This is a genomic window from Rhodococcus sp. IEGM 1351 (assembly GCF_030056875.1).
In the GTDB taxonomy this organism is placed as follows: domain Bacteria; phylum Actinomycetota; class Actinomycetes; order Mycobacteriales; family Mycobacteriaceae; genus Rhodococcus_F; species Rhodococcus_F opacus.
On record NZ_JASHKU010000025.1, the window covers coordinates 28,182 to 40,730 of the forward strand.

General features: G+C 64.5%; 9 protein-coding genes and 1 pseudogene. 6 read left to right on the top strand and 4 right to left on the bottom strand.

Annotation, left to right across the window (positions count from 1 at the left end):
- Nucleotides 1–98: 98 nt before the first annotated feature.
- The 3 genes from QM806_RS32620 to QM806_RS32630 are packed head-to-tail and all read right to left on the bottom strand — an operon-like array spanning nucleotide 99 to nucleotide 4,026.
- Nucleotides 99–1,139 (bottom strand): ABC transporter substrate-binding protein, encoded by a 1,041-nt coding sequence (locus QM806_RS32620; protein ID WP_120660245.1) that lies wholly within the window; start codon nucleotides 1,137–1,139, stop codon nucleotides 99–101.
- A gap of 53 nt (nucleotides 1,140–1,192) precedes the next feature.
- Nucleotides 1,193–2,935, bottom strand: coding sequence for an ABC transporter permease (locus QM806_RS32625; protein ID WP_133985545.1), 1,743 nt, complete (start codon nucleotides 2,933–2,935; stop codon nucleotides 1,193–1,195).
- Entirely contained in the window at nucleotides 2,932–4,026 is a 1,095-nt protein-coding gene (locus tag QM806_RS32630) for an ABC transporter ATP-binding protein (RefSeq protein WP_210460403.1), read from the bottom strand. The genes QM806_RS32625 and QM806_RS32630 overlap by 4 nt, the downstream gene beginning before the upstream one ends.
- A gap of 813 nt (nucleotides 4,027–4,839) precedes the next feature.
- Between QM806_RS32630 and QM806_RS32635 the strand changes: the two genes are divergently transcribed.
- The 4 genes from QM806_RS32635 (at nucleotide 4,840) to leuD (ending at nucleotide 10,671) form a co-directional block, all read left to right on the top strand.
- Nucleotides 4,840–5,598: a FadR/GntR family transcriptional regulator gene (locus QM806_RS32635; protein ID WP_120660242.1), complete on the top strand. Its 759-nt coding sequence runs from the start codon at nucleotides 4,840–4,842 to the stop codon at nucleotides 5,596–5,598.
- 1,597 nt (nucleotides 5,599–7,195) lie between these two features.
- Nucleotides 7,196–8,545, top strand: coding sequence for a 2-hydroxycarboxylate transporter family protein (locus QM806_RS32640; RefSeq protein ID WP_246859959.1), 1,350 nt, complete (start codon nucleotides 7,196–7,198; stop codon nucleotides 8,543–8,545).
- Between the two features lie 97 nt (nucleotides 8,546–8,642).
- Nucleotides 8,643–10,043: a 3-isopropylmalate dehydratase large subunit gene (gene leuC, locus QM806_RS32645; protein WP_120660241.1), complete on the top strand. Its 1,401-nt coding sequence runs from the start codon at nucleotides 8,643–8,645 to the stop codon at nucleotides 10,041–10,043.
- A gap of 31 nt (nucleotides 10,044–10,074) precedes the next feature.
- On the top strand, nucleotides 10,075–10,671 hold the full coding sequence (gene leuD / locus QM806_RS32650) for a 3-isopropylmalate dehydratase small subunit (protein WP_133985551.1): 597 nt from the start codon (nucleotides 10,075–10,077) through the stop codon (nucleotides 10,669–10,671).
- A 43-nt stretch (nucleotides 10,672–10,714) separates the two neighbouring features.
- On the opposite strand, the gene QM806_RS32655 is transcribed toward leuD, so the two are convergent.
- Nucleotides 10,715–11,200, bottom strand: a complete 486-nt coding sequence (locus QM806_RS32655; RefSeq protein ID WP_120660239.1) for an Lrp/AsnC family transcriptional regulator — start codon at nucleotides 11,198–11,200, stop codon at nucleotides 10,715–10,717.
- 139 nt (nucleotides 11,201–11,339) lie between these two features.
- Here QM806_RS32655 and QM806_RS32660 point away from each other — a divergent pair, with 139 nt between their 5' ends.
- A complete protein-coding gene (locus tag QM806_RS32660; protein WP_167116067.1) occupies nucleotides 11,340–12,086 on the top strand; it encodes an RraA family protein in 747 nt (248 codons plus the stop codon).
- A 126-nt stretch (nucleotides 12,087–12,212) separates the two neighbouring features.
- A pseudogene (locus tag QM806_RS32665) lies at nucleotides 12,213–12,497 on the top strand (DUF1016 N-terminal domain-containing protein); the annotation flags it as partial.
- Nucleotides 12,498–12,549: the final 52 nt, after the last annotated feature.

Consider the following 12,549-nt stretch of genomic DNA (forward strand, 5'->3'; position numbering starts at 1 on the left):
CAGTGCGCCTCGAAACACGACGGCCACCGCCCACCCTTCCCGCCTTCAGCGGTGGGTCGGTCAAGCGGTGGCCTTATCGCATACACCCGATAGTCGGACTACAGGCCGATCAGGCCCAGCAGACGTTTTTTCTCGGCAATCGCGGCCGCCGTATCGGCCCGCGTGTACCCCTCGGGCATCGGAATCGAGTCAGGGATATCGGGCAGCGGTGACGCCGCATATCCCCTGTTCAGCACCTCCTGCCCCGCACGCGTAAGCAGATAGTTCACGAACAGCTTGGCCGCGTTGGGGTGCGGACCGTCGGCCGATGCCCCGACGTACCCCTCGATACCCACTGTTGGTTCCGGGTAGACGGTCTCGATCGGCGCGCCCTCGTTCTGCAGAGCCAACGAACCCGACACGGCGGCCGGCGCCATCAGCACGGATTCATGGGCCGCAACCTGTTGCGCTGCCGGAACAGCGCTGTCGAGCTTCTTGGGCGACTGCGCCGCAATCGATTCCAGGAACTCGGGGCCGTACTGCTCCTCGAGCATCCGAAGCCAAGCCAGATAGTACGGATTGTTCGTCGGGTCGACCATCGCGAACCGGGTCGACGCGCGCTTGTCGAGCAGCGAATCCCATGACGTCACCTCGGCCGGATCGAACTCGTCGGTATTGACGGTGATCCCGATCGGCTGTGTATTGACCATGACGTAATGATCATCGGGAATGAATTGCTGTGGCCAGTTCGCCAGCGCCGGAACCTCCGATTCGTTGAGGTCGGCGAACCAGCCCTTGTCCTTCGAATCCTCGAAGAATGCCGTCTCCGGGATGTGCATGACGTCGGCGAGTACCTGGCCTGCTTCCCGCTCGGCGCTGTAGCGCTGGATGAGGGTGTTACCGGGGAACCGGACAACCTCGACCTTGATGCCATATGCCTTCTCGAAGCCGACCAGCACGTCGCTGATGCCGAACTCGGGAATAGGTGTGTACCACACCACTTTTCCTTCCTTCTGAGCGGCCTCCACAATGCTGGACGCGGGTAGGTCGGCATCGAGAGTCGGTATAGCGCCGCGTGTTTCCGGCTCGCCACCACTGCACGCCGCCAGCGCCAGTGCGCTCACAGCGCCTATTGCGCACGTTTTCAGGGACAAACGCATGAGGACTTCCTTTTTCGAGGGGATGTCGAGGGTGATCGGAGAAGGAACGACGACTACAGGACCAGCCGAAGTTTGTCTCGCAGCCACATGACGGTCAGAACCACGATGCTGGCAACGACGGTCATCAGCACACCCAGCGCGGCCAACCGCGGATAGGTTCCGCTGGTCCACAGGTCGAGAATGACGAACCCGACCACCGGCGTGTGGGTTCCGGCAAGCATCGACGACGCCGTGATGTCGCCGGTGATCAGCACGAACAACAACGACCACCCTGCAATGAGACCCGGGGCCATCAAAGGCAGGAGAACGCGCCGGAACGTGGTCCACGCCGCCGCGCCCGAAGTCGCGGACGCCTCCGTCAACTGCCGACCCACCTGGTGGTATGCCGCCGACGAGTAGAAGGTGGCCTGCGGGATGTACAGCACGACGTAGGCGAGCATCAAAATCGCGTACGTGCCGACCAGGTAGAACGGCGCACCCGCAAACGCCACCACGAACGCCACCGCGATGATGATGTGGGTGAGTGTGGCGGGGATCTTGACGATGCCGTCGAGCGTTTGCGTCACCTTCGAGCGGCGCGATTCGACTACCATCGTAATCAGCGCGCCGGCAACGATCGCCGCCGTTGCTCCGATCGCCGCCAGCACAACGCTGTTTTGCAAACCGCCCCAGACAAGTTCGTTGTCGAACAACGATTCATAGTTGGATAACGTGAGGGACGAGAACGAGAAGTTCGCCGTCCAGTAACTCTGCAGGGACACAGCAATGAGCCCGAGCAGTGGCAGCACCGCGGTCAGCGCCATGAAGCCCAGCATCGCTATGCGGACGGGCCACCGCCAGCGTCCGAGCTGCAGCGCCGCTGACCGTGCTCCCCGACCGGAAATCGTCGCGTGGCCGCCAGAGCGCACCAACCGTCGTTGGAGCATCCAGCACAGAATGACTACCGCTACCACGACGATGCTCAGGCCGAGCGCACCCGCCTTATTGCTCGGATACTCGTGGGCCACCATGTGGACGATCTCGACCGGAAGGACGTCGATCCCCGCGGGAGTGCCGATCACGAGAGGAATCGAGAACAGCGCGAAACCCATCGTCGCGATCAGCAGCACACTGGCGGCGAGGGACGGCCGCAGGCTTGGCAGGGTCACCCGACGGAAGGTGGTGAACGCGCTGGCACCGGACGAGCGGGACGCCTCCTCGAGAGCCGGGTCGAGCGACTGCAGTCCGCTACTGATGGTCAGATAGGCGTACGGCGTCAAGAACAGGAAGTACGCAAAGATCAGTCCGGGCCACGAGTGAATGTTCAACGGGCCCTCGGTCATCTCGATGCCTACTGTGCCCAGCACATTCCGGATCAGCACATTCAGCAGACCCGCATTGCTCGACGCCAGGAACACCCACCCCACCGCGGCGGCGATAGACGGAATGAACATCGGGATCAAAGGCAGTGACCTCGCGGCGAACCCGAGACGAGCATCCGTCCGCTCGTTGGCCCAGGCGAACAACGCGCCCGCCGCGAGAGCACCGATGCCGGCAATCCCGACCGCGAGCACGGTGTTGACTGTCATCGTCAGCGTGGACCGCTGCCAGAACGTGGCCCACATCTGGCCCAATTGGGCGGCATCCGTGCCTATCCCCAGCATTCCCAGTGCGGTGCGAACCAGCGGGTACAGGATCAGGAAGACGACGATCGCCATCACGATCCAGCACACACCCCGGAAGGTGAGCAGCGGCTTCTTGCGCGGCGTCGATTCCAGCTCGGGTTCGGGGGTGCGGTCGAGAAGCGTTGTGCTCATTTGACGAACACCCGCGCCTTCGATTGATCGAAGCCGACCCGGACCTTGGCTCCCACTTCAGCCCACGGCAGGTCGTCGGCCCACACGTGCACCGAGACACCGTCAACTTCGACGACGTAATCACTGTAGTGCCCGAGGAGCGTTGCGGACGTGATCTCACCGGCCCGCCCATTGGTCGCCGACGGCGAGTCCGGGGCGAGCCACCAGTCGTGCGCACGGACGGACACGATGACGTCATCGTCGAGGTTGCCCACCTCGGTAGGGATGTTGCCGATCGCGGTGGACGCAACCCGTCGCCCCATCGCTTCGTCGTGGTTCTCGACCTCGATGGTCCCGGAAATCAAATTGCTGGTACCGATGAACTCCGCGACGTGTCGTGTGGTCGGGCTGTAGTAGATGTCCCGGGCGTCGCCGACCTGGACGATCTTGCCGTGATCGAGGACGACGATCTTGTCGGCGAGGTCCATCGCTTCCGCCTGATCGTGGGTCACGTAAACTGCCGTGAAGCCGAATTCCTTTTGCATGGATTTCAATTCGGCACGAAGTTGTTCTCGCACCTTCGCGTCGATGTTGGACAACGGCTCGTCGAACAGGACCACCTTGTTTCCCGCCACCACAGCCCTTGCGAGTGCGACCCGCTGCTGCTGCCCACCCGACAGTTCGCCGATCTTCCGGTCACGAAGATGACCGATCTGCATCGCCTCCATGACGGTTACCACGCGGGTTTCCACGTAGGAGCGGTCCGGCCGGCGGGAGCGTGGGCCGACGGTCAACGGGTACGCGATGTTCTGGAACACCGTCATGTGCGGCCACAACGCGTAACTTTGGAAGACCATGCCAACAGGTCGTTCCTGCGCCTCGAGCAGAACGCGGCCATCCTGGACGGCGACCGCGGAATCGATCCTGACGGTCCCCTTGACAGGCTTTTCGAGCCCGGCCAGGCACCGCAGCAGCGTCGTCTTGCCGCAACCGCTGGGACCCAACAACACCCAAAACTCGCCGGACGGAATCCGGAGGTCGACCCCTGCCAGGGCCGTGAAGGTGCCTCCCTTGCTGTCCAGGTAATCCATCTGCAGTCCGGTTACCTCCACCGTCCCACCACTAGGTGTACCGAGTCCGGTTTCGGACGATCTCGAACGCGTGCTGAGAACACTCATCTGGCTCCTCCATGGATGCAATAGAATTCGCGAATCATTTGGCGGCGAGACCCGAGTGAGATCAAAGAAGCAAAGTCCCCCGCATGCCCGCAAATGCACACATTCCAGGGCAAATAAGGGTTCGCGCCGGAGTACCCACGTGCAGCTGGCGAGGAGGCGCTGGCCGACTCCGCATCGCCGATCACACGCCCGAGCATCCGAGCACCTCACTCACACTCGAGGCTCGCATGGACAGAGTCGGCGTCCGCATCAATGCCGACTCGGGTGCGGCGTAGCGCGAAGTCCCCGGTTCATACATTGCGTGCCTTCCTCGGACGGAACAGAAGTGCAATCCGTCAGCCAGCCGCGGGCCTGTTCTGACGTCGACTGCCTGCTGAGCTGCTGTGAACTGACTCACACTTTCGAGGAGAATAGTTCGAATAGTTCGATTGGTCAATGCCCGTCGCAACGGCCCGGCCCCGGGCGTACCGTCACCAGATGCGTGTGATGTCGGCAGATGTGATGCCGGGAGAGGAGTAGTCGATGCCCCCCACCGCCCTACGGCAGCCGCCGGAAGCCCTTCACGTCGCCGACCGGCAACAATCTCGTTGCCCCGCGTTCTCGATTGCAGCCTCGAACAGCAGCTGTCTCGTACGGTGTGACAGTGACGCAACCCCGAATTGTTGAGACGGGGGCCAGTTCGAAAGTATTGTTCGTATTATTCGCATAGCAGGCTTAGAATCCATATGTGAAGAGCGTGGGGGTGCAATGAACGGCACGAGGCCAGGAACACGTAGGCGCGGCGAACTGCGCTCCGAGAAACTCTCGGAGCTGATAGCGCGGCAGGTCCTGCACGACATCGCCGACAAACAACTCGCCCCTGGAACCCAGCTGCCGGCCGAGACCGCCATGTGCGAGCGATTCAACGTCGGCAAAGCCTCCGTCCGCGAAGCAATGCGCATCCTGGAGATCAACGGTCTCATCTCCATCCGCACCGGCAGCGGCGGCGGACCCATCGTCGGATCCACCAACGGACGCGGCTACGGAAGCATGTCCACCCTGCACTTCCAGTCCATAGGCGCCACATTGAGAGACCTCATCAATGCCCGCGCCGCACTCGAACCGACCCTGGCCGCGCAAGCTGCGGCTCGGCCAGGCCCCGAAGCCGGCAAGGCTCTACGTGCCTCACTGGAGAGCTCGCTGCAGATCACGCGAACCGATCCGGACAAGTTTGCGAGCATGAATTCGGACTTCCACGCCGTCCTCTACTCGGTGAGCGGAAATCCCATACTGGCCTTGATCGCTCGCGCGCTCAGAGATATCTGGTCTGTTCGCGTCGAATCCGTCATGCTGCCGGAAGACGAACGACACGAAGTCGAGAACTCCCACAAACGCATCACCGAAGCGGTCGAACAGCACGACGCACCAGAAGCCGAAAGGCTGGTGCGAGAGCATGTCGAGTTCTACAGGGACTTCTGCGAGGACAATTACCCGCACATCCTCAGTGACATTGTCGAGTGGTGGTGACCGCAGCGTCAGCGGTCGGCGTGTGACGTCGGCGCGCAGTCGTGACCGAGGAAGTGACACAGTTCGGGAATCACGACGACCGCCTCCGCGTTCGCCACCGGCCAGGCGGCCGGCATCGCCGCCGCCCAACAAGCCCTCACCGGCAACACCAGCACCACAACCGTGCGAGCAGAACTCCAACGCCAAGGAGCCCGACTACCCGAACCCGTCCCCGCCTGAATACTCCACGACCACCTACGCGGCGGGCACAGACCGACAGGTCCGTGCCCGCCACCTCGACGCGGGCACCACAGCTGAGCCATGTCGGTTCCTTGCCCGGTGGCAGCGCGGGATTGACGGCCGTCTGGATCCTCTCACCGAAGCCGGCGCGGTATGGATCCGCGGCCAGGACCAGACGGTGGTCACCCGCGCCAAACTTGACACCATCGCCGTCGCGCTGACGTTCTCCGAGGGCGGGGAGTACATCTCCCGCCCGGGTCCACGACCGCGAGATCGGACAGGACCAGGCGGGTCCGCTGCTGTGCGGTGGTCGTGCCGAGGGCGTTGGTCTCCTCGAGGGCGTGGGGGTCGGGGACGTAGGTGAACCGCTCGGCATGTTGTGGGCGCCAGGCTGGTGTCGGTGTTGGCGATCTGAGCCAGTGCGGCCGCCGGGTCGTGCATCACGGCTCCGCCTTCGTCGCGACTCCGCTTCTCCATTGTCTTGCAATGCGACGTAGTTATGTTTCAGCCGAAGAGGGAACCGCCCACGTGTCGACTGCGCGTCCCGGACGTGGTTGCCAAGCGCGTGGCACACGGGCGAGCTCTTCCCCGCTATGCACCCAACCCGTATGCGGCAGGTCCCGACGGTGCATGATTCGCCGACGCCGATGAACACATCCGTCCTTACAAAACGCCTCCGACCAGGAAATGACGACACGTCCCTTCCGACGACAGTGCCCCGCAACGGCATCGATGCGGGGCACGCGCCCCACCGGAAGCAAGGGGAAGATTTGTCGCCTAGCCAACTGACAGACCGGACTGATCCGGATCCGTCCGGGGCCGTTGAATCCGCAGGCCTTGCCCGGCGACCATCACCGTCGCACGCACCTCACCAGGACACCATTGCGGTCACCGAACTTGCCGTAGGCCACCGTCTCCTTGCTCTGCGAGTCCATATTCACGAGCGGACACGGACCACCGATGGAGCCCTCCAGGGGCGTGCGCAACGGCGTTGCGCACCCGCTTCGCCCTGGGCGCTCGCGTCATATTCCTGGTGACGGTGTCGACCCGCCTCGACATCGGGGCCGCGTTCTGGACTCAGTCGCCGGCCCGCTCGTGTCCCGGCCCATGGAGCGGAACGACTTCCACCCTGACCCGACCGCGGCGCCCTACTTCACCGGGCACCTTGCCCTCACCCATGGCCGACCTAGTCGAAAGTCGGACCAATTGTCCAGTCTGGTCACACCTGGTTGAGATGCATTGAGCCATTGGTATGAAAAAACCGAGGGCATTGGTAATTGAGGCGTAAGAAACGCTACCGTTCGTGACCAGTGACCTGAGTCACTCCCCAAACTTCCGTGATCGGCACAGCCCCGCCGGCACGGCGCAGGAGGCGAACGTGAAAATCAAGGATGCTGTGCCCGGCACGGAGGCGACGGAGTCGACCCGAAATGGGTCGTCCCGCGCCCAGATCTTGTCCATGCCCTGGCCGTGGTACCTCGTACTCGTCGCGGTCGGCCTGGGTGCCGTCTACACCGGCACGCTCCCGGAGAACATCTTCGGCGGCCTGGCCATCGCGATGATCATCGGCTGCGGCCTGTTCTGGATCGGGGACCGCACCCCGGCGTTGTCCGCGATCGGCGGCGGGCCGCTGTTGTGTGTGTTCGTGCCGGCCCTGGCGGTGTACTTCGGAGTGGTTCCGGACAGCTTCTCGGACATCGTCAAGAACTGGTTCACCGGGTACGGATTCGTCGAGATCCTGGTGGCGTCGATCATCGCCGGCAGCATCCTCGGGATGGACCGCCGGTTCCTGATCAAGGCAGGCGGTCGCTTCTGCGCGGTCATCGTGGTGGCGTTCGCGGTGGTGGTCACCATCATCGGGACGATCGCCGCGGCAACCGGTTTCGGCTTCAAGACCGCAATCCTCGACGTCACGATCCCGATCATGGCCGGCGGCATCTCCGGGGGTGCGATCCCGCTGTCGCAGATGTACGCCGACACCATCGGCGGTGACGCCCAGCAGTACATGTCCAGCATCGTGCCGCCGATCATCTGCGCGAACCTGCTGTGCATCCTACTGGCATCGGTGTACGCCAACCTGACCCGGCGGCGCACCAAACTGTTCGTCGGCTTCAACGGCCACGGTGAGATGCTGCGGATCAAGGCCACCCCGGAGCAGGTCGCCGCGCTGACCGACAAGCGTCCGCTGACGATCAGCGGCCTCGGCACCGGCCTGCTGATGACCGGCGCGATTTACCTCGTCGGCGCGATGCTGCAGGCCGCGGTTCCGCCGGTGCACCTCTACGCCTGGGTCATCCTGCTCACCGCGGCGATCAAGCTGTCGGGTGTGCTGCCGCAGGACGTCGAGGAGTCGACGACCGAGTGGTACCAATTCGTGGTCAAGCTGTGGGTGCCGGCAGCGTTGGTCGGCATCGGGGTATCCCTGATCGACATCGAGCAGATCGCCGAACTCGCCTCCCGACCCGCGTATCTCGCATTCACCATCGCGACGGTGCTGATCACCGCGTTGACCGCCGGGTTCGTGGGGTGGTTGCTGAAGTTGTACTTCGTGGAGTCCTCGATCACGGCCGGCCTGTGCATGACCGACCTCGGCGGGTCCGGCGACATCGCCACCCTCGGCACCACCCGGCGGATGCACCTGTTGCCGTTCGCGCAGATCACCTCGCGGCTCGGCGGCGGACTGGTGCTGCTGTCGGCCTCGGGATTCCTGGCCTACTTTTACGGCTGATTTTCCAGCGCGTTCCCGCGGGCGACAACAATTTCGGGAACGCAGCGGTCGCCCAACGATTCGGCGCGATCGCATTCGATGAGGAGAAAGAAAACACATGGGTAAGACGCTGGCCGAGAAGGTGTGGGACACACACATAGTCCATCGAGCGGAGGGTGAACCCGACCTGCTCTACATCGACATGCACCTGCTCCACGAGGTGAACACCCCACAGGCGTTCGACGGTCTCCGGGCGAGCGGTCGCACGGTGCGGCGCCCGGACCTGACGCTGGGCACCGAGGACCACAACACCCCGACCGTCGCCGTGGACAAGGAGATCGTCGACCCCGCGGCCCGCGAACAGGTGTCGCTGATGCGCAAGAACTGCGCCGAGTTCGGGATCGAGTTGTTCCGCCTCGGCGACGAGCATCAGGGCATCGTGCACGTCATCGGCCCCGAACTCGGCCTGTCCCATCCGGGTTCGACGATCGTGTGCTGCGATTCGCACACCGCCACCCAGGGTGCGTTCGGGGCCTTGGCGTTCGGGATAGGCACCAGCCAGGTCGAGCACGTGCTGGCGACGCAGACCCTGCCGATGGGTCGACTGAAGAACATGGCCGTGACCGTGAACGGATCGCTGCCCGAAGGAGTGACGGCCAAGGATCTGATCCTGGCGATCATCGCCCGCGTCGGCACCGCCGGCGGGCAGGGCCACATCATCGAATACCGGGGTCAGGCGATCGAGGAGCTGTCGATGGAGGGCCGGATGACGGTGTGCAACATGTCCGTCGAGGCCGGATCGAGGGCAGGGATGATTGCCCCGGACGAGAAGACCTTCGAATATCTGCACGGTCGTCCGGGCGTCCCGACCGGGGACGCGTGGGATGCCGAGGTGGCCCACTGGCGCACCCTGTTCAGCGACGACGACGCCGTCTTCGACAAGGAAGTCGTCATCGACGCCTCCACCCTGAGCCCGCACGTGTCCTGGGGCACCACCCCCGCGCAGGCCGCCCCACTCGGTGACCCGGTCCCGCATCCCGACCAGTTCCCCGACCCGGTGGAGCGGGCCGCCGTGCAGCGCGCCCAGACCTACATGGACATCACCCCCGGACGGCCGGTCCGCGGGCTTCCGGTCGATGTCGTGTTCATCGGATCGTGCACCAACAGCCGCATCGAGGACCTGCGGGAAGTCGCACGCGTTCTCGACGGAAGGAAGGTCGCGCCCGGCGTCGAGTTGATGATCGTGCCCGGGTCGATGAAAGTGCGCCAGCAAGCGATCGACGAAGGCCTGAACGAGGTGTTCGAGGCCGCCGGGGCGGGACTGCGATTCGCGGGGTGCTCGATGTGCGCGGCGCTGAACGAGGACCGCCTCACACCCGGTCAACGGGCCGCGTCGACGAACAACCGCAACTTCGAGGGCCGCCAGGGCAAGGGCTCTCGCACCCACATCGTCTCCCCCGCCGTGGCGGCCGCGACCGCGGTGGCCGGGCACTTGGCCGCACCCGCCGACCTGAACTGACTCCCCCACCGTTTCCGAATCGAGGACCATCGTGCAACCGTTCACCGTGCACACCGGAATCGCCGCACCACTGCGGCGCACCGACGTCGACACCGACCAGATCATCCCCGTCCGCTTCCTCACCCACAGCTCCCGAACCGGGTTCTCCGACAAACTCTTCCACGACTGGCGCGAAGAACCCGACTTCGTCCTCAACGACCCCGCCTACGCCGGATCGACCATCCTGATCGCCGGCCGGGACTTCGGCACCGGATCCTCCCGCGAGTACGCGGTATGGGCGTTGCAGAACTACGGATTCCGGGCCGTGATCGCACCCCGGTTCGGGGACATCTTCCGCGGCAACGCCCTCACCAACGGACTACTCACCGTGGCGTTACCGACCGAGATCATCGAACAACTCTGGGCGGTGCTCGAGGCCGACCCCGGTAGCGAGGTCACCATCGACCTCGTCGAACGGCAGGTCCGTGCGGGACAGATCATCGCCGCGTTCCAACTCGACGACAACACCCGCTGGCGGCTGCTCGAGGGACTCGACCACATCGACCTGACCCTCACCCACGCCGCCACCATCAGCGACTTCGAGCATCAGCGGCGCCCCGCACTGCCGGCGACCACCCTGCTTCGCTGATCACAGCGATTCGTTGACCACAGTGTTGGACGGGCCGAGACCCTCAGGGCGTCTCGGTCCGCTTCTTTTCCAGCAACGGCACGATCCGCGGGGCGATACGGCGGCTGAGCACCAGTTCCGACTGGGTACGCAACACCCCTTCGGTGGCGATCATCTCCTGCAGCACCCGCTCGAAGTCCTCGTGATCCTTGGCCACCACCCGGCACAGCAGATCGCCCCTTCCGGCAACGGAATTGACCTCGAGCACCTCGGGGATGGTGGCCAGATGCTGGCAGGTGGCGTCCATCATCGACTGCGCGATGTCTAGATGCACGAACGCCAGAATCGTGTACCCGAGCGCGGTCGGCTGCATCTGCGGGCGGTAGCTGGTGATCACCCCGTCGCGGGAGAACTTGTCGAGCCGCGACTGCACAGTGCCGCGCGCGACGTTGAGGCGGCGGGCGTACTCACGCACCCCGGCCTTCGGCTCCTCCACGATCAGCTTCAACAGATCGAGATCCAACTTGTCCAAGGGAGTGGTCAACTGCATCGCCCCATTGTGCCCGCTACAACGCTCAGGCAGAACCGGACCGGACCGATTGCTCAGAATTTGATTCCAGTCCACTACCACTAGCTCACCAGGGGCAGGTTCCTACACCGACCCCCTATTTTGACGAATGGAGAACTCGATGTCCCAGCAAGCCTCTCCGGTCTCGCCGGTCACGGCCGCCCAGCGCGACCGTGCCGCGCTGGTGACGTCCCTGTCACAGGTTTCCGATGTCTCCTGCGCGGTCGCCGACGCCCTCGACCAGTTGGGTGTCGGTGCCGCGATCGGTGCCGGCCTCCTCACACCGCTGCGCGGAGGACACCGGATCTGCGGACCCGCGGTGACGTTGCGGTACCGGCGGCTGACCGGGGAGGTCGCCGACAACAGGGCGGACGGACTCGGTGCCCGGCTCGGCGACCGGGACCTCTACAGCAGCGCCCGCCCCGGTGATGTGGCGGTGTTCGACTGCCCCGCCCCCGCCGATACCGCTGTGGTGGGTGCGCTGTCGGCGCAGTGGGCGCTGCTGGCCGGGCTCGCCGGGTGCGTTGTCGGTGGCGCGGTGCGTGATTCGGTATCCATCGGCGACAGCGGCCTGCCCGTCTGGTCGATGGCCCGGGCTCCGCAGGCCGCCCGGTTCCGCTACGCCACTGAATCGATCGGCGAACCGGTCCGGCTGGCCGGGCGCCTGGTACACCCAGGCGACATCATCGTCGCCGATGACGACGGCGTCGCCGTCATCCCGGCCGACCGCTTGTTCGACGTGGTGAAGATCTGCGTGGAAGCCGACCGGATCGAGCACGAACTGCTCGCCCAGTTGCGGTCGAGCGACTCGATCGCCGACCTGATGGGCAAGCTGCGACAACGACCGGTCAGCGTGTTCGACCGCTGACCCTTGATCTGGTGGCCGACGGGCACCAGGCATATCAATCTCGGTCCGCGACACGGCAGCGGTCGGCCGCGTGACTCATCGGCCGTAGACGCCATGAATGACACCACATAACGGAGGCAGAGCGAGGAAGGGTGGGGCACCCGGGTCATCGCCCGGCTCGCCTACGACCTCCGCACCGAGTTCCCCGGCACGGGAGGACTGTCCCAACGCAACCTCGTCTACATGCGCACCCTCGCCACCGAATACCCCGACCCCATTGCGCAGCACCCTGCTGCGCAATTGCCGTCGGGACAAACTGTGGGCGCTTCCACCAACCCGTGGTGCCGCCCGCGGCACCGAAACAGGCTTCCTGGCCGCATGAACACACAGCCCGCTGCGGACAATAAGCGGGCCGGAGGCTCGAAACCATAATTTCTCGCCAGCAAGGGTCACGCGATGCCGCGCTACTGCACCGTCGATCGCC

What these genes read in the sequence shown, in the direction of transcription:
- QM806_RS32620 (WP_120660245.1), bottom strand. Translation starts at nt 1,139, where the DNA reads ATGCGTTTGTCCCTGAAAACGTGCGCAATAGGCGCTGTGAGCGCACTG.
- QM806_RS32625 (WP_133985545.1), bottom strand. Translation starts at nt 2,935, where the DNA reads ATGAGCACAACGCTTCTCGACCGCACCCCCGAACCCGAGCTGGAATCG.
- QM806_RS32635 (WP_120660242.1), top strand. Translation starts at nt 4,840, where the DNA reads ATGAACGGCACGAGGCCAGGAACACGTAGGCGCGGCGAACTGCGCTCC.
- leuC (WP_120660241.1), top strand. Translation starts at nt 8,643, where the DNA reads ATGGGTAAGACGCTGGCCGAGAAGGTGTGGGACACACACATAGTCCAT.
- QM806_RS32655 (WP_120660239.1), bottom strand. Translation starts at nt 11,200, where the DNA reads ATGCAGTTGACCACTCCCTTGGACAAGTTGGATCTCGATCTGTTGAAG.
- QM806_RS32660 (WP_167116067.1), top strand. Translation starts at nt 11,340, where the DNA reads ATGTCCCAGCAAGCCTCTCCGGTCTCGCCGGTCACGGCCGCCCAGCGC.